Origin of the sequence: Jiangella muralis (assembly GCF_001270745.1) — a bacterium.
GTDB classification, from domain to species: domain Bacteria; phylum Actinomycetota; class Actinomycetes; order Jiangellales; family Jiangellaceae; genus Jiangella; species Jiangella muralis.
The window spans coordinates 91,297-113,231 of the sequence record NZ_LFXL01000030.1 but is presented as its reverse complement, the minus strand read 5'-3'; the positions used below and the strand labels follow the sequence as shown (position 1 = coordinate 113,231).

Sequence of the window (21,935 nt, the reverse complement as noted above, 5' to 3'; positions counted from 1 at the left end):
CGTGTCCGACGCGACGGAGTGCGACCTGCTGCTGACCGGCGGCACCGTCGTCACCATGGACCCCGCGACCGGCGTGGTCGAGGACGGCGCCGTGGCCGTCCTCGGGGACCGGGTGACCGCCGTCGGGACGGCCGCCGAGCTGGCCGGGCTGCGGCCGGTGCGCACCGTCGACTGCCGCGGCACGGCGGTGCTGCCGGGCCTCGTCGACACCCACACGCACCTCTACCAGGGCCTGGCCCGCAGCCTCGGCGAGGGCATGCCGCTGTGGTCCTGGCTGGCCGACTTCATGTGGCCCTACGCCGCGGCGCTGACCAGGGAGGACGCCCGGGTGGCGGCGCTGCTGGGCGCGGTGGAGGCGGCCCGGGCCGGGACGACGGCGCTGCTGGACCACCACTACGCCCCGGCCGACCCGGAGACCGTGCTCGCCGTCGCCGCGGCCGTCGAGGAGGTCGGGCTGCGGGGTGTGGTCGCCCGCGGGATGGCGGGCAGTCCGAGCGCGGTGGCCCGGGAGAACGGGCTGGCCGGCGGCCTGTTCGCGCACACCACCGGTGCGGAGGTCGAGCTGACGCGCGAGTGCGTCACCGCCCGGCCGCCGGGCAGCCGCGTCGGGGTGTGGCCCGGCCCGCACAACGTCACCTATGCCGATCAGGAGCTGTTGCGCGGGTCCGCCGAGCTGGCCCGCGAGCTGGGGACGGGCTGGCACGCGCACTGTGCGTCGACGCCGCGCGACCCCGAGGTGTACCGCGGCGCCTACGGCACGACGCCGGTCGCCTGGCTGCACGAGCAGGGCCTGCTCGGACCGCGCACGACGCTCGCGCACGGCATCCACCTGAGCGACGCCGAGGTGCGGATGGCGGGCGAGACCGGCACCGCGGTGGCGCACTGCCCGGTGTCGAACCAGTACGGCGCCGACGGCGTCCTGCGGCTGCGCGAGCTGCGTGCGGCCGGCGCGGTCGTCGGACTGGGCACCGACGGCGCGGCCTACAACCACCGTCAGGACCTGTTCGAGTGCATGAAGCAGGCGGTCCTGGTGCAGCGCTTGCACCGGCTGGACCCCGACGCGTCGCACAGCGGCGAGGCACTGGCGCTCGCGACCAGCGAGGGCGCGCGGCTGCTCGGCGTCGACGCGGGCGTCCTGGCGCCCGGGCGGCTGGCCGACGTCACCGTGGTCGGGCTCGGCGCGCCGCACCTGACGCCGCACCATGACGTCCCGGCGGCGCTCGTGTACGCGGCCCGCGGGTCGGACGTGCGCATGACGATCGTGGGCGGCGAGGTGGTGGTCGAGGACGGCCGCTGCGTCCGCGTGGACGAGGACGCGATCGTCGCGGAGGCGCTGGACCGCGCCCGGGCTGTGGTGCGCCGCGCCGGGATCGCCTGAGAAGGGACCGGACATGAGCCCAGCCGACGCCGTCCGCGCGATGATCGCGGACCGCCGCGACCTGCACGCCCACGCCGAGCCCGGGTGGTGCGAGGTGCGGACCGCGTCGCTGGTGGCCCGCCGGCTGGCCGGCCTCGGCTACGCCCTGCGGGTCGGGCGCGAGGTGGTGGCCGCGGACCGGCCGGGCCTGCCGTCCGCCGCCGAGCTGACCGCGGCCTACGACCGCGCGCTCGCCGCCGGGGCCGACCCGGAGTACGCCGCGCTCGTCCGCGACGGGTTCACCGGCGTGGTGGCGACGCTGGCGACCGGGCGCCCCGGACCCGTCGTGGCGCTGCGGTTCGACATCGACGCGAACTACGGGCACGAGTCGGCCGACCCCGCGCACACCGCCGAACGCGGCGGCTACCGCTCCCGCACCGACGGCGTGCACCACAGCTGCGGCCACGACGCGCACACCGCCATCGGCCTCGCGGTGGCGCGCGAGCTGGCCGACGCCGTCGCCGCCGGCCGGCTGTCCGGAGAGATCCGGCTGATCTTCCAGCCCGCGGAGGAAGGGCTGCGCGGCGGCCCGGCGATGGTGGCCGCCGGTGTCGCCGACGGCATCGACGTCCTGCTCGGCTGCCACATCGGGGTGCAGGCCCGCGCGACCGGCGAGGTGGTCGCCGGCTACCGGCGCATCCTCGCCAGCCACAAGTTCGACGTGCGCTTCCGCGGCCGCAACGCGCATGCGGGCATCTCCCCGCACGAGGGCCGCAACGCCGTCCAGGCCGCAGCTATCGCCGTCCAGAACCTGCTGGCGATCAGCCGCCACGGCGACGGCGAGACCCGGGTCAACGTCGGCACGATCGAGGGCGGCGAGACCCGCAACTCGGTGCCGGCGCACGCCCTGCTGCGGTGCGAGGTGCGCGCCGACGACAACGCCATCCTGGGCTACCTGCGCGACCGCGTCGACGGCGTCGTGCTCGGGGCCGCCGCCGTCACCGGCGTCGAGGCCAGCGTCGAGACCGCCGGGGGAGCGGCGGGCGCCGACAGCACGCCTGCCTTGGCCGCCGTGGTGGCCCGGGCCGCGGCCGGGGTGGACGGCGTCACGCGGGTGCGCGACACCGCGGACTTCAAGGGCAGCGACGACATGAGCAGCTTCATGAACGCCGTCCAGGCCGCCGGCGGCCAGGCCGTCTACTTCGGGCTCGGGTCGCGGCTCGGCGACGTGCACCACGCGCCGGGCTTCGACGTCGACGACGACGCGCTGGTCATCGGCCGCGACGTCTTCCTCGGCTGCCTGCGCGAGCTGGGCGTGCTCGGGTGAGCGCCGACGTCGTCTTCCGCGGCGCCACGGCGGTGCTGCCCGGTGGGACGGCGCTCGCGGACGTCGCCGTGACGGGTGGCGTCATCGCGGCCGTGGGCGGACCGGGCACGCTGAACGCCGCCGAGGTCGTCGACGTCCGCGGCCGCGTCCTGCTGCCCGGCGCCGTCGACGTCCACGTGCACTTCCGCCAGCCGGGGTTCGAGCACAAGGAGGACTTCGGCACCGGCAGCGCCGCGGCCGCCTGCGGCGGCGTCACCACGGTCTGCGACATGCCGAACACGCACCCGCCGGTGACGAGCGCCGAGCGGTTCCGGGCCAAGCGCGACCTCGTGCGCGGCACGTCGCACGTGGACTTCGGGCTGTGGGCCGGCGGCACCGACGTCGCGGAGCTGGCGGCGATGGCCGGGCTCGGCGCCGTCGGCGTCAAGGTGTACCTGAACCGGTCGCACCGCGACGACGACCCCTACGCCGACGAGCTGTCGACGCCCGACGACGAAACCCTGCGGTCGGTCTTCCGGGCCGGCGTGGACCGCGCGCTGCCGGTCGCGGTGCACGTCGCCGACCACGAGCGGGAGGTCGTGCTGCGGGCGCGGCTGCGGGCCGCGAGCACGTCCGACGCGCGGCTGGTGTGCCGGTCGTACCGGGGCGACGGCGTCCTCGACGCGCTCGCCCGGGTGCTGGCGGCCGCGGCCGACACCGGCTGCCGGGTCCACATCGCGCACGCGTCGCTCGCTCCGGTCGCCGCCCTCGACCTGATCGCCGCGGCCCGCCGGTCCGGCGTCCGCGTCACCGCCGAGTGCGGCCCGCCCGCGCTGCTCGAGGACGACCTCGATCGCCTCGGCGTCTTCGGGGTGCCGTTCGCCTTCCCCGCGGACGACGCCGCCGCCTACTGGTCGGCGCTCGCCGACGGGCGGGTCGACCTGGTGGCCACCGACCACGCGCCGCACTCGCCGGCGGACAAGGCGGCCGGTCGCGCCGACGTGTGGGCGGCCCCGCCGGGCTACCCGGGCGTCGAGACCGTCCTGCCGCTGCTGGTCGACGCCGTGTTGGCCGGACGGCTGAGCTGGTCCCGGCTGGCCGAGCTGACCAGCGCCGCGCCGGCCCGGTTGTGCGGCCTGGCCGGCAAGGGAACGATCGCTCCCGGCGCGGACGCCGACCTCGTCGTCGTCGACCCCGCCGCCAGCACGACCGTCGACGCGGCCCGGCTGCACAGCCGCGCGGGCTGGTCGCCGTTCGACGGACGTCGCCTCGCCGGCGCGGTCGTCGCCACCTACCTGCGCGGCCGCGAGATCGCCCGCGGTGGCGAGCTGCTGCCCGGACCGCCGTCCGGCCGGTTCCTGACCCCGGAGGGACGCTCGTGAGGATCGGGCTGCACTACAGCTTCCAAGTCGGACCGGACGAGTCCGGTCACCGGGTCGTCGAGCGCGGGCTGCGCGACATCGCCGCCGCCGACGCGCGCGGCTTCTCGTCGGTCCTCTTCGCCGAGCACCACTTCCTCGACGACGGCTGGCTGCCGCGCCCGATGCTGCTGGCCAGCGCGGCCGCCGCGGTGACGACGCGGATGCGGATCGGCACCGACATCGTGATCCTGGCCCTGCACCACCCCGTCGCCGTGGCCGAGGAGGCGGCCGTGCTGGACCTGATGTCCGGCGGCCGCGCGATCCTCGGCGTCGGCCTGGGCTGGGTCGAGGCCGAGTTCGACGGGTTCGGCGTGCCGTACCGGCGGCGGGCCCGGATCTACCAGGAGTCCATCGGCCAGGTCCGCCGGCTGCTGGCCGGCGAGGTCGTCGACGGCGACGGCCACTACACGTTCCGCGGCGCGCGGGTGCGGCCACTGCCCGTCAACCCCGCTGGCGTTCCGCTGTGGCTGGGCGCCCTGGAGGACCCCGGCGTCCGGCGGGCCGCGGCCAGTGGTGACGCGTGGGTGATGCCGCCCGGTCACTCGCTCGACCGGCTGCATCGGCAACTCGCGCTGTTCCGCGCGGACCGCGAGGCGGCCGGGCTCCCGCCGGTGCTGGAGCAGCCGCTGCGGCGCGAGGGCTTCGTCGCCGAGACCGACGAGCGGGCATGGGAGCTGTTCGCGCCGGGGCTGCGGCACGAGTACGGCACCGTCTACCGCCCCCTGCACCCCACCTACCCCGACGACGACTCCCTCGACAACCTCCGCCGCTGGGCCGACGGCCGCTTCCTCGTCGGTTCCCCGGAGACGGTGGCCGCCGACCTGCGCCGCTACGAGTCCGAGCTCGGCGTCACCGAGTGCCTGGTCCGGTTCCAGCTCCCCGGCGTCAGCGCGGAGGCGGTCGGTGATGCGCTGGACGGCTTCGCCGACACGATCGCCCTGCTGGACGCGTGAGCCGGGTTCCCTACCGTTGGCCGTCCCCCTGGCGCCCATTTTCTTAGCCGCGTGACCGCGCCTCAAGCGGACCCGAGTGGCGCTTCGCGCGTTGGGTGTCCGCTTGACCCGCGGTCCCGCGGTCTAGGTACGGGCAGCTATCAGGGGGACGGGGGGAGTCTGGGCACGCCTCACTTCACGCGCGCCGGGGGCACCTCACCCGCGTCAGCACCGCATGGCCGCCGATGACGACCGTCATCCGGTGCTGCGGCGGGTGACGTGCTCCCCACGCGAGTGACGTCGATGCCCTGGGCCGTCTTCGATGGCGAGAAACGTCCGAAAGGCCCCTCGAACACGACCCCCGCCATCGAAGACGGCTCCGGGAGTCGAGGACAACCGGTGCACCGGCAGCAACGACGAACGCCAGCCAGCCGACGGTGCACCCGGGCGGGCTCTGCCCGCACTTCCCCGTCCCCCTGATAGCTGCCCGTACCTAGACCGCGGTGCCGCGGGTCAAGCGGACCTTCGCCGGCGCGAAGCGCCACTGGGCTCCGCTTGAGGCGCGGTGCCGCGGCTAAGAAAATGGGCAGCAGGGGGACGGCCCACTGCCGCAAAGCGGCGAACGGCCGCACAACGGCCAACGGCCGCACAACGGCCAACGGCCGCACAACGGCCAACGCGGCAGCCAAAGCGGCGAACGGTTCAGGCGGGCTCGTACATCGAGCGGACCAGCGCCTCGCCGCCGGCCACCATGCGGCGGCCGCGGGCGAACACGTCGACGATCCGTAGCTCGTCGTCGACGATGAGCAGGTCGGCGTCGCCGCCGACCCGGATACCGCCCTTGCGGTCCAGCCCGAGCGCCCGGGCCGGGTTGCTGGTCACGAACGACAGCGCCAGCTCCAGCGGCACCCCATGCTCGCACAGCAGCTCGACCACCGTGTCCCAGAGCCAGCCGAGGCTCTTCTCGTACACGTCGCGGGTGCCGTCCGGCCGCAGGATCGGGACGCTGGCGTTGCCGTCGGTCGTCATCGTCACCAGGCTCGGGTCGACGCCGGCCGCGAGGGTCCGGACGACGGCCTCGGCGGCAGGCACCGCGCGGGGGTGCCCGAAGGCGGGCGTCAGGATCGGGTTGAAGTCGACGTAGCCGCCCGCCGCCGCGACGTCGAGCACCGCCTGCATGGTGTGCTCGGTGTAGTTGCCGTGCGTCGCCTGGAACCGGTGGGCCGGAACGCCGGACGTGCGCATGGCGTGCAGGAACTGCCCGGCCGGGTCGGGCGACTGGCCGAGGTGCGCGTGCAGCAGGCACGCCTTGCCGGTGGCGCCGGCGAGGTAGTGCAGCTGCCCGGCCAGCTGGACCAGTTCCTCGTCGCGGAACGGGGTGGCCTTGACCTCGCCCAGCGCGACCTTCACCCCGATGAACTTCTCGATGGTGAAGAGGTCGCCGAGCAGTGAGCCGGTGACGGTGCGGAACGGCCGCTGGAACCCGCCGGCCATCGCGTAGGCGGAGATGCCCTCGCTCTCCAGCGCGTACGTCTTCGCCAGCAGCCCTTCGAGGTTCTTGGCCACCATGTCCAGCCCCGGCGGCGCGACGACGGTCGTGATGCCCGCGAGCGCCAGTTCACCGGCCCACAACTCGGGGATCCGCGAGGCGTAGCCCTCGTTGCCGCCTCCGCCGATGACGTGCAGGTGACCGTCGACGAGACCGGGCACCACCCGGCGGCCGGCGGCGTCGAATTCGACGGCCTCCAGGCCGCCCAGATCGAGGCGGTCCTCCATCGCGACGACGCGCCCGCCGGCGAGCAGCAGGTCGCGGACGCCGATGTCGCCGGGCGCGTGGACGTGGCCGTTCCGGATGACACAGAGCTGGTTCACGAGTGCTAATGTAATCGGATTACAAAACCCTGCGCAAGGGAGCCGTCATGCCGGACCAGCTCACCGCGGTGGTCGCGCGCTGGACCCTGCTGCCGTCGCCGTCCGGGGGAGTGGAGGCGGCCGAGGACGTCACGGTGCTGGTCCGCGGCAACCGCGTCGAGGACGTCGTCCGCGGCCGGGTGGTCGAGGCGGACCGGCGGATCGAGCTGCCGCACGGCGTCGTCCTGCCCGGCTTCGTCAACCTGCACAACCACGCGCTCAACGGCCCGGTCTTCCGCGGCATCGTCGACGACGTCGGCGCCGGCACGCCGGGCGGGGTCGCGGCCGACGCCATCGTCTACGGCCTGCTGCTGCCGCTCGGCGACCTCGCGAGCGAGGTGCTGACGGACGACGAGCTGCGGGCGGTGTACCGGCTGGCGGTGCTCGAACTGCTCCGGTCCGGCACCACCAGCGTCCTGGACATGCCGCGCGCCCAGCACCACGGGTTCCTGGACGCGGCATCCGAGCTCGGGCTGCGCCTCTTCGCCGCGCCGTACATCTTCAGTACCCCCAGCCGGGGCCTCGACGACCGCGGCCGCCCGCGCTACGACGACATCGACGAGGACGCCTCGCTGGCCGCCGCGCTCGCCGTCGCGGACCGGTACGACGAGGGCCCCGGCGGGCGCACCCGGGTCGGGTTCGGGCCGCACGCCACGGACACCTGCTCACCGCGGCTGCTCCGCCGCATCGCCGCGCTGGCCGCCGAGCGCGACACGTTCGTCACCATCCACGTCGCCCAGAGCCGCAACGAGGTCGAGCGGGTGCGGGCCCGGCACGGGCGCACCCCCGTCGAGTACCTGCACGACACCGGGCTGCTCGGCCCGCGCACGGTGGTGGCGCACGGCGTGTACGTCGAGGACGGCGATCTCGACCTGCTCCGCGACTCGGGCACGACGCTGGCGCACTGTCCGCTCACGTTCGCCCGCAGCGGCGTCACGGTCGCGTTCGAGCGGTTCCACCGCGCCGGGGTGCGCACCGGCATCGGCACCGATGCCTACCGCTTCGACCACTTCGGCGAGCTGCGCGCCGCGGGCCTGATCGCGAAGCTCACCAGCGGCGACGGGGCCGTGGCCGACGCGCCGACGCTGCTGGCCGCCGCCACCAGCACCGGCGGCGCCGCGCTGGGCGGGCACACCGGGCGGATCGAGCCCGGCCGCCTCGCCGACCTCATCGGCGTCGACCTGTCCGCGCCGCACCTGCAGCCGGTCCGCGACCCGCTGCGCAACCTGGTCTGGAACGCGACCCCGGCCGACGTCGCCTTCGTCATGGCCGACGGCCGGATGGTCGTCGACGGCGGCACGGTGGCCGGCTGCGACGAGCGCCGAGTCGTCGACGAGGCCGCCGCCGCGGTGGACCGTCTCTGGCACGCGGCCGAGGCCGCCGGCGTGCTGCCGCCGATCGAGAGGACCCCCGCATGACCTCCGCCCGTCCACCCGACTTCCTGACCGCGCTGGCCGTCGGCGATCTCAGCGTCTTCCAGCCCGACGACGTGCGGCGCGACGAGCTGCTGGCCGACCTCGTCGCGGCCGCGTGGGGCACCCACGGCGAGTTCATCGACGCCGACCAGTTCCTCACCAAGCCGACGGTGCTGCGGCGGCTGGCCTCGATCCTCGCCGGACGGGTCCCGGCCGGCGTCGACCGCCTGGTCGGCCGCGATCCGCACTCGCTGGTGCTGGGCGCGGCGCTGGCCCTGGAGACCGGGCTGCCGCTGGTCGTCGCCCGCGTGGTGGAGTCCGGCGACGGGCCGCGGCTGGGCCTGCACGGCGAACTGCACGCCGGTGAGCGCGTGCTCGTCGTCGAGGGCGTCACGGGCACCGGCGCCTCGGCCGCCGAGGCGGTGCGCGCGGTGCGCGAGTGCGGCGCCGTCGTGGCCGGCGTGCTGGCGGCCGTCGACCGCGGCCACGGCGCCGCGGAGCTGCTGGAGGGCGTCGCGGTGACGCTGGACCGGCTGTTCTCCGACGACGAGCTGCGGCACACCGCGAACCGCGGCCGGACGGCGTCATGAGCACGGTGCGCCCGGCCGACCCGGACCGGCTCTGGTCGACGCTGCAGACGATGGCCGCGCTGAGCGAGCCGGGTCCCGGCGTGACCCGGCTCGCCTACACGCCGCTGGAACGCGAGGCGCACGCCCGCTTCGCCGAGTGGATGGCCGCCGCGGGCTGCGAGATCGCCGTCGACCCCGCCGGCAACACCATCGCGACCCGCCCGGGCCGCGCCGCCGGTCCCGCCACCGGCACCGGCAGCCACCTCGACTCCGTCTACAACGGCGGCCGCTTCGACGGCATCGCCGGCACGATGGCCGCCGTCGAAGTCGCCCGGCTGCTGCACGAGGCGGGCGTCGAGACCGCGCTGCCGCTGCGCTTCGTCGCGTTCGCCGGTGAGGAGGGCGCCCGCTTCGGCCAGGCCTGCTGCGGCTCGAAGCTGGCCGCCGGGCTGTCGTCGCGGGACGAGCTCGATGCCCGGCGCGACCGTGACGGCGTCTCGCTGGCCGAGGCGATGGCCGGCGTCGGGCTGGACCCCGACGCCGCCGCCCGGACGGCGTGGGCCGCCGCCGAGTGGTCCGCCTTCGTCGAACTGCACGTCGAGCAGGGTTCCGTCCTGGAGAGGGCGAAGCTCGACGTCGGCGTCGTCGACCTCATCTCCGGCTCCACCCGCATCGAACTGACCGTCACCGGGCAGGCGTCGCACACCGGGGGCACACCGATGCCGGGCCGCTCCGACGCCCTGGCCGCGGCCGCTGAGGCGGTGCTGCTGGCCGAGCAGGTGGCGCTGGACCCCCGTCACCGCGGGACCCGGGCGACGGTCGGGCGGCTGAGCGTGCTGCCCGGCTCGATCACGACCATCCCCGGGCAGGCGACCTTCTCCCTCGACGTGCGCGACGTCGACGCGGACCGGCAGCGGCACTCCGCGGCCGAGATCGTCACCCGCATGCGGGCCGCGTGCCTGCGTCGCGGCACCCGGCTGGACGCCCGGCTGCTCGCCGACACGTCCGCCGTCGTGCTGCCCGACTGGGTCCGCGCCGAGGTGACCGCGGCGGCGACGGACCGGGGCCTGCGCTACCGGGTGCTCACCTCCGGCGCGAGCCATGACGCGCAGATGGTGAACCGCCTGGTGCCGACCGCGATGATCTTCGTGCCGAGCCGGCACGGACTGTCCCACGTCCCGGAGGAGTGGACCGAGCCGGCCCAGCTGGCGGCCGGCGCCGACCTGCTGCTCGCCGCGCTGCTCCGGCTGGACGCCCGGGCCGCGGCCGCGGTTCTCGAGCCCACCGGAGGTGCGTCGTGAGGACGGTCGTGACCGGGGGAGAGCTGATCACCGAGCAGGGGCCGATCCCGGCCGACCTGCTGCTGGCGGACGGACGGGTCGAGGCATGGCTCGACCGCGGCTCCGCCGTCGCGGCCGACGAGCGGGTGGACGCGGCCGGGCTGCTGGTGTTCCCCGGCTTCATCGACCCGCACGTGCACTCCCGCGACCCGGGGCACACGCACAAGGAGACGTTCCACCACTCGACGCTGGGCGCCCTGTGCGGCGGCACCACGACCGTGCTGGAGATGCCCAACGCCGTGCCCGCCGTCACCGACGTCGCGACGTTCGAGCAGCGCCGGGCCGCCCACGCCGCCCGCGCCTGGACCGACTTCGGCCTGTGGGGGATGGCGCTGGGCCCGGCCAACCTCGACCAGGTCCCGCTCCTGCACGCCGCCGGCGCCGTCGCGGTGAAGTTCTTCTGGGGCTACGCGCTGGACAAGGAGACCAAGGGGCTGGTCTACAACTTCGCGGCGGCGCCGCCGGAGTCGCTGCTGCTGCCGCCGGAGAACGGCGAGGTGTTGGAGCTGTTCCGCACGGTGGCCGGCTACGGCGGGCTGTTGGCCGCGCACTGCGAGGACCGGCACGTCCTCGCCCGGTCGGCCGAGCTGCTGGGGCACCCGATCACGACCTACGACGACCTGCTGGCCGCGCGTCCGGCCGTGGCCGAGGCCGCCTCGATCGCCGTCGGCGCCCAGTTCTCGCTCGCCACCGGCTGCCGGTTCCACGTCGTGCACATGGCGTCGGCCGCGGGCGCGACCGTGGTGCGCGAGGCGCGGGCCGCCGGCGCCGCCGTGACGGCCGAGACCTGTCCGCAGTACCTCACGCTGACCGACGCGGACGCTGATCGGCTCGGCCCGGCGATCAAGGTCTATCCGCCGGTGCGGTCGCAGGCCGACCAGGACGCGCTGTGGGCCGGGATCGCCGACGGGACGATCGGCTCGGTCGGCTCCGACCATGCGCCGCACCTGCTGGAGGAGAAGCTGCGCGGGTTCGAGGACGCGCCCGCCGGCGGGCTGGGGGTCGAGACGCTGGCGCCGCTCATGGTGGACGCGATGGTGCGCGGCCGGATCACGCCGTCGCGGCTGGCGGAGGTGCTCTCGGCCGGGACCGCGCGGCTCTACGGCCTGTGGCCGCGCAAGGGCAGCCTGCGCCCCGGCGCGGACGCCGATCTCACGCTGGTCGACCCGCGCGGCTCGGCCCGCATCGCCAACGAGCGGATGCACGCGCTGAACCCCGTCACGACGTGGGACGGCTGGGAGCTGCGCGGCCGGGTCGTCGCGTCGCTGCTCGGCGGTGAGCTGGCGATGCGCGACGGCGAGCCGGTCGGTGAGCGCCGCGGCCGCTTCGTCGCGGCCCGGCACGAGGCGCCGGTCGCGTGACGGACGAGCTGATCGCGCTGCTGGAGCGCCGCGTGGCGGAGGCCGCCGCGTTGCGCTGGACCGACCTGCCGGACGACCTGCGCGAGCACGCCGCAATGGTGCTGGCCGACACCGTCGGCGTCATGGCCGCGGGCGCCGGCACCGCCGAGATCGGGGCGCTCGTCGGCGACCCGCTCCTCGGCCTCGGGCCGGCCGGCCCGGCCCGCACCCTCGGGCCGGGACGGCCGCGCGGCGACCCGGCGACGGTGGCCTGGGTGAACGGCACGGCCGGCACCTTCCTGGAGCTGGACGAGGGCTACCGGCCGACCGGGCATCCCGCGATCCACGTCCTGCCGGCGGCGCTGGCCACAGCCGAGACCGTGCACGCGGACGGCGCCCGGCTCGGCGCCGCGCTGGTCGCCGGGTACGAGGTGGCCGCGCGGCTGTTCGAGTCGTTCCGCCTCCCGCAGCCGATGCACCCGCACGGGCACTTCGGCGCGCTGGGCGCCGCCACCGCCGTGGCGATGCTGCGCGGCGACGACCCGGTCGCCCTGGTCCGCGTCGCGGCGACGCAGCCGCTGCTCACCGGCTGGTCGGCCTGCTACGAGGGCGCCACCGCGCGCAACAGCTGGACCGGCCACGCCAACCGCGCCGGCGTCCAGGCGTCGATGCTGCACCGGGCCGGCTTCACCGGCTCGCTGAGCTCGCACCTCTCCGTCGTCGCGCCCTACGCTCTCGACCCCGGCGGCCTGCGCGATCCGGTGCAGCCATCGACGCTGCGGATCCGGCGCAACTACGTCAAGCTGCACTCCGCGTGCGCGCTGACCCACAGCGCGCTGGACGCCACCGTCCGGGCCTGGTCGCGGTTGTCCGGCGACCCGGACGAGGTGGCCGAGGTCGTCGTCGACACCGTCAGCGCCAACCTGCGGGTCGACCGTCAGGCCGCGCCCAACGCGTTGTCGACCCGGTTCTCGCTGCCGTACGCCGTCGCCGCCGCGATCCGCACCGGCGCGACGGGGGTCGCCGCCTTCGACTGGCGGCCGGACGTGGCCGCGCTGGCCGCCCGCGTCCGCGTCCGGGCCGACCCGGAGCTGGACGCCCGATGGCCCGACGCCGCGCCGGCCCGGGTCCGGATCAGCCTCGCCTCGGGCGCTGTCGCCGAGGTCCGGGTCGACAACCCGCACGGCCACCACAGCGACCCCGCGACCCGCGACGAGCTGCGGGCCAAGTTCGTCCGCCTCGGCGGCGCTGCGGGGGCGTTCGACGCCCTCACCGGGTTCGCCGACGCCGACGACTGCGCCGCCCTGCCCCTCTAGCTTTCTCCCCATGATCAACGGCGATCGCTGGCGCCAGGACACCAATGAACGTCGGTGATCATCAACGGTCCCGCGTTCCAGAGGGCTAGTCAGCACCCGCCAACGTATGTAATGTGATTACAAGTTTCGGCCGGAAGGAGACGTCGCATGGCCACCCAGGCATCGGACGAGGAGCAGATCCTCCGCCTGCACCGCGACTGGTACTTCTCGAACTTCCAGATCAACATCCCGCTCATGCGCACGGTCTTCCCGACGGGCGACGAGAGCTTTCTGATGTTCAACCTGAACGACCACCCGTACTTCGGGGTGGACGACCTGGCGAACCTGTGGTCGTTCTACGCGCGGACCGACGAGTGGGGGCTGTGCGAGGACTACGTCATGCGCGTCGACGTGAGCGGCGACCTCGCCTACGTCGTCTCCGAGGGCAGCTTCCCGGCCTGGCGGGTCCGCGACGACGAGGGCGGCGAGCTGCCGGAGCGGATCGACCGGCCGGCGTACTACCGCTCGACGGAGGTCTACAAGCGCGACGACGGCGACGGCAACCCGGAGTGGCGGATGTGGCACTTCCACTGCTCGACCCGGCCGCCGGACGACGAGGCGCCGGCCGCGAAGACCCGCGACGACGCCGCCGACCGGCGCGGGATGGGCAACACGCCGCACTCCCGCGGCGTCCGCACCGACTACACCGCCCTCGCCGGCGCACCCGCGAGCTGAGCCATGACGTTCTCGCTGCTCGCCAGGGACGACGCGACCGGCCGGCTCGGGCTGGCGACCGCCACCCACGCGTACGGCGTCGGGCCGGTGGCCGACCACACCCGGCCCGGCGTCGGAGTCGTCGCCACCCAGTCGTTCGTCGAGGTGTCGTACGGGCCGCTCGGCCTCGACCTCATCGAGCGGGGAACCCGCGCGGACGAGGCGCTGGCCAAGCTGGTCGCCGACGACCCCGACAGTGACATCCGCCAGGTGGCGTACGTCGACACGGCGGGCACCGTCGCCCACCACACCGGCGTTCGCTGCGTGCCGTCCTGCGGCGCCGTGGTGGACGGGCCGGTGGTCGCTGTCGGCAACATGCTCGACAACGACGGCGTGCTGCCCGCGGTCGTCGAGGCGTTCCGGGGCGCGGGCGGCGACTTCGCCGACCGGCTGCTGGCCGGCCTCGAAGCCGGCGACGACGCCGGTGGCGACGTGCGCGGCCGGATGTCGGCCGCGCTTCGGGTGGTGACGGGGGAGAAGCCCGCGCACCCGTGGCAGGGCACCGTCGTGGACCTGCGGGTCGACCTCGACCCCGACCCGGTGCGGCGGCTGGCGGAGAGCCTGCGCATCCACCGTGCGTACGGCGTCTTCTTCGAGTCGGTCTTCAAACCGGGGCTGGTCACCGGCGCCGAACCGGTGCTGGGCGACGAGCTGGAGAAGGCGCTGGCCGGCCTCGCCGCGACGCAGCGCGAGCTCGGCGACGACCTCGAGCCGACGCTGTGGCGCGGCGTGCTGCTGGTGCGGGCCGGACGGGTCGAGGAGGGCGCCGCGCTGATCGCGCAGGCCATCGCCGCCCGGCCGCGGTTCGCCCGCTTCGTCGACGGGATGGCCGCGACCGGGATGCTGCCGGCCGGCTCCGCGGAGATCCTGAGGAGGGCCGATCGATGAGAAAGCGTGTTGGATTCGCCCTGGGCAGCACCTTCCACCCGAGCGAGCTGGTGCCCGTCGCCCGGGCCGTGGAGGAGAACGGCTTCGCCAGCATCTGGTCGTCCGAGGACTACTTCGCCACCGGCGGTGTCGCCGGGGCCGCGACCATCCTCGGGGTGACCGACGAGATCCGGGTCGGCACCGGCGTGCTCTCCGTCTACGCGCGGCACCCCGGCCTGCTGGCCATGGAGGCCGGCACGCTCGCGTCGATCCACCCCGGACGGTTCGTCCTCGGCGTCGGCGCCGGCGGCGGCTGGTGGCTGGACCAGCAGGGTATCGAGCACCGGCGGCCGCTGGGCGCCGTGCGCGGCACCATCGAAGCGGTACGGGCGCTGTGGGCCGGCCAGACCCTCACCGGCGAGCACGGCGGGTTCGCATTCGAGGGGATCCACCTCGAGTACCCGCCGCCGCAGCCGCCGCCGATCCAGCTGGGCGCGACTGGCCCGAAGATGACGGCGCTGGCCGGGGAGATCTCCGACGGGCTGGTGCTCTCCGTCTTCAGCAGTCCCGCCTTCGTCCGCGTCGAACGCGACCTGCTGGCCGCGGCCGGCGGCGCGGACCTTCCGATCACGACGTTCGCCTTCATGTCGGTGGCCGAGACCACCGCCGAGGCCCGCGCTCGCATCCGTCCGCTGCTGGGCACCTACCTGGCCGACGGCGAGAGCACGGCGATGACCGACGCGATCGGGATCACTGAGGAGCTACGCGCGCTCGCGCGGACCGGCGGTCCCGAGGGACTCGCCGCCGACATGCCGGACGAGTGGATCGACCAGCTGAGCGTCTGCGGCGACGTGGACACCTGCGCCGGCCGGATCCAGGCACTTCTCGCCGCCGGCTCGGACGAGGTCGCCCTCGCCCCCATCCACGCCGAATCCCTGCTCGGGGACATCAAGAAGCTCAGCGCGGCCGTCGACGCCGGCTGACACTCATCGGGAGACTCCCTCATGGCGCACAGAAGTCGCACGCTCGGCGCGCTCGCCGCCTCCGGCCTGATCCTGGCGGCCACGGCCTGCGGAGGCGGCGCCGCCTCCGACGACGACGGTGGCGGCGGTGACGGCGGCAGCGCTGCCGCCGACGAGCTGGTCGTCGCCTACAGCCAGGACATCGACACGCTCGACCCGCACCAGTTCAAGACCGACGCCGGCTATGGCGTCGGCGGGAACATCTACGGGACGCTGCTGCAGGAGAGCTACACCGACGGCGGCGACGGCGTCCTGTCCTACGCCGGCGAGAGCGCGCCGTTCCTCGCCGAGTCGGCCACCTGGGACGATGCCCAGACGACGCTGACGTTCGTGCTGAAGGACGGGCTGACCTTCGCCGGCGGCGAGCCGGTCACGTCCGAGGACGTGGTCTGGTCGCTGCAGCGGGCGCTCTCCGACGTCGGCTACGTGCAGGCGATCGGCCAGTGGCTGAACGTCACCGACCCGGCCACCGACATCGTCGCCACCGACGAGCGCACGGTGCAGTTGCACGTGACGCACTACTCGCCGCTGATCGAGCAGTTCCTCGCGTTCCAGATCTTCGCGATTCTGGACAAGTCGGCGGTCGAGGCGCAGGCCGGCCCCGACGACCCGTGGGGCGCGGTCTACCTCGCCGACGAGGCCACCGCGTCCGGCCCGTACGTCGTCGAGAGCCGGGTGCCGGGCCAGAGCATGACGCTCACCAAGAACCCCGACTTCACCGCCGCCGACCTCGCCGACGCGCCGGAGCGGATCGTCGTCCAGAGCATGCCGGACCCGCAGCAGGCGTTCCTCGCCCTGCAGAACGGCGCCGTCGACGTGATCTTCGGGATGACCCCCGACACCGCCCAGGCGCTGGAGCAGGATCCCGGCCTGCGGCTCTACGACCTCGAGTACAGCCTGGTCGCCTACGTCGGCTTCAACTACGAGGACCCGGCGCTGCAGGACGTGCGGATCCGTCAGGCGCTGTCGTACCTGATGCCGTACGACGCGCTGCGTGAGGACGTCATGAAGGGGTACGCCGGCGCGGCCTACGGCGCGGTGCCGTACCCGATGCGCGACGCCCTGGACGAGTCCGGCGAGAAGGTGGCGTACCCGACCGACGTCGAGAAGGCGAAGGAGCTGCTGGCCGAGGCCGGCTACGGGCCGGGCGAGCTGTCGCTGACGCTGTCGGTGCCGGCCACCGACGAGGCACTGAGCCAGTCGGCGGTGTTCATCCAGAGCGCCCTGCAGGAGGGCGGCGTGAACATCGAGGTCAACGAGATGAGCGACGCCGACTACAACGAGAACCTCGGGTCCATGCAGATGTTCCTGGACTCCTGGTACTCGTGGGGCCAGGACTCCGTCTACCAGATGTTCTTCCTGCTCACGAGCGGCGTGTTCACCAACTACACCAACTACAGCAACGCCGAGGTCGACGAGCTGGTGCGGCAGGCGATGGCGACCACCGACCCGGACGAGCGGCGGGAGCTGTCGCAGCAGGCCCAGCAGCTGATCATCGACGAGGCGCCGTGGGCGTTCCTGTTCACCCGCGACTACCTGGTCGGCGCCAGCGAAGGGGTGGAGGGCATCACCCACTCCAACGACGCCAACCTGCGCTTCGACCAGCTCCGGGTCGCCAACTGAGCCCGCCGGTCCGCGAGCGAGGGAGGACGCCATGCTGACCACCGCCGGGAAGCGGGCCGGTGTCGCGCTGCTCAGCATCCTCGGCGTGGCCGTCCTGACGTTCTTCATCACCCAGCTGCTCCCGGGCGACCCGGCCCGCATCGCGGCGGGGCAGTACGCCTCGGACGAGCAGGTCGCCCAGGTGCGTGCGACGTACGGGCTCGACCAGTCCGTCCCCGTGCAGTTCGGCCAGTACGTGGCCGACTTCTTCCGGCTGGACCTCGGCACCTCGATCCGCACCGGCGAGCCCGTCCGCGACGAGCTCACCAGCCGGCTGCCGGCGACGCTGGAGCTCGGCCTCACCGCGCTGCTGATCGCCGTGCTGCTCGGCGTCGGGCTGGGCGTGACGGCCGCGGTGTACCGGTACCGCCTCGGTGACCGGCTGGTGCAGGTCTTCGTGGTGCTCGCCTCGGCCACCGCCGTGTTCTGGATCGCGCTGGTGGCGATCACGACGCTGGTCAACGGGCTGGGCGTGTTCACCAGCCCGACCGGGCGGCTGCCCCGCGGGTTCACGCCGCCGGACCAGATCACCGGCTTCTACGTGCTGGACGCGCTGCTCGCCGGCGACCCCCAGACCGCGGGGGCGGCGCTACGGACGCTGCTGCTGCCGGCGCTGCTGCTGGGCGTGCTGGCGTCGCCGTCCATCGTGAAGATCGTCCGCTCGGCCACGATCCGGGCGCTGGAGTCGGACTTCGCCCGGACGTCGCGCTCCTTCGGGTACCCGGCCCGCTCGATCCTGGTCCAGGACGGGCTGCGCAACTCGCTGCTGCCGGTCATCACCAACATCGGCCTGGTCGCCGGGTTCGTGCTGGCCGGCGGCGACGTCATCATCGAGCAGCTGTTCGCCTGGCCGGGCATCGGCGGGTACGCGTACTCGTCGCTGCAGGAGAACGACCTGTTCGCGCTTCGCGGTTACGTCATCGCGATCGGCGTCGCCTACGTGCTCATCAACACCACGCTCGAGTTCGTCTACGGCTGGGCCGATCCGCGGGTCAACCTCGCGGAGGGGAGGAGCTGATGGCCGTCGCCGACGCCGGCACCGCCCTGCGCGGCAACGTCGTCTCCCGGCTCCGGGTGGGCAACCCGGTCGCGGTGGCCGCGTTCGCGATGCTCGGGACGATCCTGCTGCTCGGCATCGTCGTCCCGATCGTCGCCGGCAGCGGCGACGTCGCCCAGGAGTACGCCAGCCTGCTGCCGCCGTCGCTGGACCACCCGTTCGGCACCGACAAGTACGGGCGCGACGTGTTCCTGCGCTGCATGGCGGCGGCCCGCATCGACATCGCGCTGGGACTGTCCGTCGCGGTGGCGGTCCTCATCATCGGGTCGGTGATCGGCGCCGTCAGCGCGACGTTCGGGCGTGGCGTCGACGCGGTGGTCATGCGCGCCACCGACGTGCTGCTGGCGTTCCCGGGTGTCGTCCTCGCGCTGGTCATCACGGCGTCGCTGGGGAAGAACCCGTGGTACGCGGCGATCGCCGTGGTCATCGCGTTCGTCCCGCTGCTGGTGCGGCTGGCCCGGTCCAAGGCGCTGGAGGTGCGCTCGGCCGACTACATCGCCGCCGCCCGGCTCAGCGGGGCCAGCACCTGGCAGGTCGCGGTCCGGCACGTCCTGCCGAACTCGTTCAAGTACCCGTTCGTGCAGTCGACGTTGGTCGCGTCGTGGGCGATCCTCGACTTCGCCGCGCTGTCGTTCCTGGGCGTCGGCGTGCAGCCACCGGACGCGGAGTGGGGCGCGATGATCGCCGAGGGCGTCGGCGACAACCTGCTGGGGTCCTGGTGGCCGTCCTTCTTCCCGGGCCTGATGATCCTGCTGACGGCGGCGTCGTTCCAGGTCATCGGCGACTGGCTGGACCGGAGGCTGCGATGAGCCTGCTGAGTGTGCGCGGCCTGAGCATCCAGACCCGGACCGGGACGAGCCTGGTGCGCGACCTCTCCCTCGACGTCGGCGAGGGCGAGGTCGTCGGGATCGTCGGGGAGTCCGGGTCGGGCAAGACGATGACGGCGCTGTCGCTGCTCGGGCTGCTGCCCGACGGCGTCCACGTGTCCGCCGGCGAGGCCGAACTGGCGGGACGGCGGTTCCTGGACGGCCCGCGGCTGCTCGCCCGGCCGAACGCCACGATGATCTTCCAGAACCCGACGGCGGCGCTGAACCCCACGATGCGCATCGGCGCCCAGCTGGCCCGGCTGCTCCGGTTCCTCGACCGTCCGGACGGCCGCCGCCGGGGCGGTGACGTGCGCGACCGCGCGGCCGGCCTGCTCTCGTCCGTGGGCATCGACGACCCGGCGGCCGTGCTCGGCCGCTACCCGCACCAGCTGTCCGGCGGCATGAACCAGCGCGTCATGATCGCGATGGCCATCGCCGCCCGGCCCGCCCTGCTGGTCGCCGACGAGCCCACCACCGGCCTCGACGTCACCGTGCAGGCGCAGATCCTCGGCCTGATCCGGGCCACCGTCGCCGAGCACGGCATCGGCGTCCTGTTCGTGTCGCACGACATGGGCGTCATCGCGCAGCTGTGCCAGCGGGTGGCCGTCATGTACGACGGCGAGGTCCGCGAGTTCGCCCCGGTGGACGACATCTTCCACCGGCCCGGCGACGCCTACACCCGTGAGCTGCTGGCGTCGGCGCACGACGAGCCGCTCGCCGACGAGGAGGTGGCCGATGGAACTCGTGCTCGCTGACATCGAGGTCGTGTACGGCAAGCGCCGCCGCAACCACGCCGTCCGCGGCGTGAGCCTGCGCGTCGGCCGGGGCGAGACGCTGGCCGTCGTCGGCGAGTCCGGCAGCGGCAAGACCACCATCGCCAAGGTCGCCGCGGGCCTGCAGCCGGCCACGTCGGGCACGGTGTCCTGGCGGGCGACCGGCGACGACGGCCCGGCCGGGCCGCAGCGCGTGCACATGGTCTTCCAGCACCCCGTGCAGTCGCTCGACCCGTCGTGGCGGATCCGCCGCAGCGTCCAGGAGCCGCTGCGGTACCTGGGCGTGACCGGCGACGACGCGGACCGGCGGGTGCACCGGCTGATCGCCGAGGTCGGCCTCGACCCGGAGATCCTGGACCGCTACCCGCGCGACGTCTCCGGCGGCCAGGCGCAACGCGTGGCGGTGGCCCGGGCGCTGGTGGCCGACCCGCAGATCGTCATCCTGGACGAGCCCACCGCCAGCCTCGACCAGACCGTCCGGGGCCGGATCCTCGCGCTCCTCGCCGAGCTGCAGCAGCGCACCGGCGTCGGCTACCTGATGATCACCCACGACATCTCCAGCGTGCGGCGGCTCGCGACCCGGATCGCCGTCATGTACCGCGGGTTGATCGTGGAGAGCGGCCCGGCGCCGGCCGTCCTGGCCGACCCGCGGCACCCCTACACGCGGGCGCTCATCTCCGCCGTGCCGGTCGCCGACCCGCGAGTGTCCTGGGACGGCGTCGTCGCGCTGCCCCGCACGTCCTGCCCCGTGCCGGGGCCGTGTCACGAGCACGGGCCCGGACTGCACGAGGTCGGCCCTGACCATGTGGCCGGCTGCACGAAGGCCGACGACCCCCAGAAAGTAGCGACCACGTGATCGACCTGATCGACCTGCGCCGGACCCTCCACCGCACCCCGGAGCTCGCCCTCGACCTGCCGCGGACCCGGCAGCTGCTGATGGACGCGCTGGCGCCGCTCGGGCTGGCGATCCACACCAGCACGACCTGCTCGTCGCTCGCCGTCGTCGTGCCCGGCGCCGGGCCCGGCCCGACCGTCCTGCTGCGCGCGGACATGGACGCCCTGCCGGTCGTCGAGGAGTCGGGGGAGGAGTTCGCCTCCGACAACGGCGCCATGCACGCCTGCGGCCACGACCTGCACATGGCCGGGCTGGTCGGCGCGGTGCACCAGCTGCACGAGCGGCGCGCGGAGTTCCGCGGCGACGTCCTCGCCGTCTTCCAGCCGGGTGAGGAGGGCGCCGGTGGCGCCGAGCTGATGATCAGCGAGAAGACGCACCTGATCACCGGCCAGAAGCCGGTCGCGTCCTACGGCCTGCACGTGCTGTCGTTCGTCGAGCCGGGGACGTTCCTCTGCCGCGAGGGCGCGGTGATGGGCGCCGTCATCCTGTTCGAGCTGGAGCTCCTCGGCCGCGGCGGCCACGCGGCCCGGCCGCACACCGCGCTCGACCCGGTCTCCACGGCGGCGCTGGTGGTGCAGGCGATCCAGACGTTCGTGGCGCAGAACAGCTCGCCCGGCGACCCGATCGTGGTGACGGTGGGCTCGATCACCGCGGGCACCGCGGCCAACGTCATCCCCAGCCGGGCGCTGCTCAAGGTGAGCCTGCGGGCCGCGAGCCACGAGACCGCGCGGGCGGCGTACGAGAAGGTCCGCGGCATCGCGACGGCGATCGCCGAGAGCTACGGGCTGCGGCTGCGGGCCGAGGTCGGCCCCGATGTCGGCCCGACCATCACCGGCGCCGAGGACGCGGCGCTGGTGCGCTCGACGGTGACGGGGCTGTTCGGCGCCGGCCGCTACCGGGAGCTGGTCGTGCCCGAGATGATCGCCGAGGACTTCTCCCTGTTCCTCACGGAGACCGGCGGGGGGTTCGTGCTGGTCGGCGCCGCCGTCGGAGACCCGTCGCACTCGCTGCCGGCGAACCACTCGCCGGAAGCGCGATTCGATGACTCCGTGGTGCCTGATATGTCTAGCCTGTTGGCGGAACTCGCCATCGGACGGCTCACCGCGGCAACGAACGGGACGGCATGACGACGA

Annotated in this window: 19 protein-coding genes; 18 read left to right on the top strand and 1 reads right to left on the bottom strand. The window is 74.2% G+C overall.

Going from position 1 to position 21,935, the window contains the following annotated elements:
* The first annotated feature begins 1 nt into the window (after position 1).
* Genes ACW62_RS24130 through ACW62_RS24115 form a run of 4 tightly spaced genes read left to right on the top strand, consistent with a single transcriptional unit; the run spans position 2 to position 5,037 of the window.
* Complete coding sequence (locus tag ACW62_RS24130) at positions 2–1,378, top strand: amidohydrolase family protein (RefSeq protein WP_240477404.1); 1,377 nt, start codon at positions 2–4, stop codon at positions 1,376–1,378.
* 13 nt (positions 1,379–1,391) lie between these two features.
* On the top strand, positions 1,392–2,684 hold the full coding sequence (locus ACW62_RS24125; RefSeq protein ID WP_053206661.1) for an amidohydrolase: 1,293 nt from the start codon (positions 1,392–1,394) through the stop codon (positions 2,682–2,684).
* Positions 2,681–4,045 carry a dihydroorotase gene (locus ACW62_RS24120; RefSeq protein WP_053206660.1) on the top strand — a complete coding sequence of 455 codons (1,365 nt, stop codon included), beginning with the start codon at positions 2,681–2,683 and terminating at the stop codon, positions 4,043–4,045. Before ACW62_RS24125 ends, ACW62_RS24120 begins: the two co-directional genes overlap by 4 nt.
* On the top strand, positions 4,042–5,037 hold the full coding sequence (locus tag ACW62_RS24115) for an LLM class flavin-dependent oxidoreductase (protein ID WP_053206659.1): 996 nt from the start codon (positions 4,042–4,044) through the stop codon (positions 5,035–5,037). The genes ACW62_RS24120 and ACW62_RS24115 overlap by 4 nt, the downstream gene beginning before the upstream one ends.
* Before the next feature lie 681 nt (positions 5,038–5,718).
* On the opposite strand, the gene ACW62_RS24110 is transcribed toward ACW62_RS24115, so the two are convergent.
* Positions 5,719–6,888 carry an amidohydrolase family protein gene (locus ACW62_RS24110; protein WP_053206658.1) on the bottom strand — a complete coding sequence of 390 codons (1,170 nt, stop codon included), beginning with the start codon at positions 6,886–6,888 and terminating at the stop codon, positions 5,719–5,721.
* 47 nt (positions 6,889–6,935) lie between these two features.
* Between ACW62_RS24110 and ACW62_RS24105 the strand changes: the two genes are divergently transcribed.
* From ACW62_RS24105 to ACW62_RS24040, 14 genes are all read left to right on the top strand, one after another.
* Positions 6,936–8,345: an amidohydrolase family protein gene (locus ACW62_RS24105; RefSeq protein ID WP_053206657.1), complete on the top strand. Its 1,410-nt coding sequence runs from the start codon at positions 6,936–6,938 to the stop codon at positions 8,343–8,345.
* Complete coding sequence (locus ACW62_RS24100) at positions 8,342–8,932, top strand: phosphoribosyltransferase family protein (RefSeq protein ID WP_053206656.1); 591 nt, start codon at positions 8,342–8,344, stop codon at positions 8,930–8,932. Before ACW62_RS24105 ends, ACW62_RS24100 begins: the two co-directional genes overlap by 4 nt.
* The gene (locus ACW62_RS24095) at positions 8,929–10,212 is read left to right on the top strand and encodes a Zn-dependent hydrolase (RefSeq protein ID WP_053206655.1); all 1,284 of its coding nucleotides are present in this window, start codon (positions 8,929–8,931) and stop codon (positions 10,210–10,212) included. The genes ACW62_RS24100 and ACW62_RS24095 overlap by 4 nt, the downstream gene beginning before the upstream one ends.
* Positions 10,209–11,612, top strand: coding sequence for a dihydroorotase (locus ACW62_RS24090; RefSeq protein ID WP_169792120.1), 1,404 nt, complete (start codon positions 10,209–10,211; stop codon positions 11,610–11,612). The genes ACW62_RS24095 and ACW62_RS24090 overlap by 4 nt, the downstream gene beginning before the upstream one ends.
* Positions 11,609–12,907 (top strand): MmgE/PrpD family protein, encoded by a 1,299-nt coding sequence (locus tag ACW62_RS24085; protein WP_053206653.1) that lies wholly within the window; start codon positions 11,609–11,611, stop codon positions 12,905–12,907. Before ACW62_RS24090 ends, ACW62_RS24085 begins: the two co-directional genes overlap by 4 nt.
* A gap of 147 nt (positions 12,908–13,054) precedes the next feature.
* Complete coding sequence (locus ACW62_RS24080) at positions 13,055–13,621, top strand: YybH family protein (RefSeq protein WP_053206652.1); 567 nt, start codon at positions 13,055–13,057, stop codon at positions 13,619–13,621.
* A gap of 3 nt (positions 13,622–13,624) precedes the next feature.
* The gene (locus ACW62_RS24075) at positions 13,625–14,548 is read left to right on the top strand and encodes a DUF1028 domain-containing protein (RefSeq protein WP_053206651.1); all 924 of its coding nucleotides are present in this window, start codon (positions 13,625–13,627) and stop codon (positions 14,546–14,548) included.
* Entirely contained in the window at positions 14,545–15,510 is a 966-nt protein-coding gene (locus ACW62_RS24070; protein WP_053206650.1) for an LLM class flavin-dependent oxidoreductase, read from the top strand. Before ACW62_RS24075 ends, ACW62_RS24070 begins: the two co-directional genes overlap by 4 nt.
* A 21-nt stretch (positions 15,511–15,531) precedes the next feature.
* Positions 15,532–17,172 (top strand): ABC transporter substrate-binding protein, encoded by a 1,641-nt coding sequence (locus tag ACW62_RS24065; RefSeq protein WP_053206649.1) that lies wholly within the window; start codon positions 15,532–15,534, stop codon positions 17,170–17,172.
* A 31-nt stretch (positions 17,173–17,203) separates the two neighbouring features.
* Positions 17,204–18,229, top strand: coding sequence for an ABC transporter permease (locus ACW62_RS24060; RefSeq protein ID WP_053206648.1), 1,026 nt, complete (start codon positions 17,204–17,206; stop codon positions 18,227–18,229).
* A complete protein-coding gene (locus ACW62_RS24055; RefSeq protein ID WP_053206647.1) occupies positions 18,229–19,077 on the top strand; it encodes an ABC transporter permease in 849 nt (282 codons plus the stop codon). The genes ACW62_RS24060 and ACW62_RS24055 overlap by 1 nt, the downstream gene beginning before the upstream one ends.
* Entirely contained in the window at positions 19,074–19,889 is an 816-nt protein-coding gene (locus tag ACW62_RS24050) for an ABC transporter ATP-binding protein (RefSeq protein WP_053206646.1), read from the top strand. The genes ACW62_RS24055 and ACW62_RS24050 overlap by 4 nt, the downstream gene beginning before the upstream one ends.
* Positions 19,870–20,763: an ABC transporter ATP-binding protein gene (locus ACW62_RS24045; protein WP_053206645.1), complete on the top strand. Its 894-nt coding sequence runs from the start codon at positions 19,870–19,872 to the stop codon at positions 20,761–20,763. The genes ACW62_RS24050 and ACW62_RS24045 overlap by 20 nt, the downstream gene beginning before the upstream one ends.
* On the top strand, positions 20,760–21,929 hold the full coding sequence (locus tag ACW62_RS24040) for a M20 metallopeptidase family protein (protein ID WP_053206644.1): 1,170 nt from the start codon (positions 20,760–20,762) through the stop codon (positions 21,927–21,929). The genes ACW62_RS24045 and ACW62_RS24040 overlap by 4 nt, the downstream gene beginning before the upstream one ends.
* Positions 21,930–21,935: the final 6 nt, after the last annotated feature.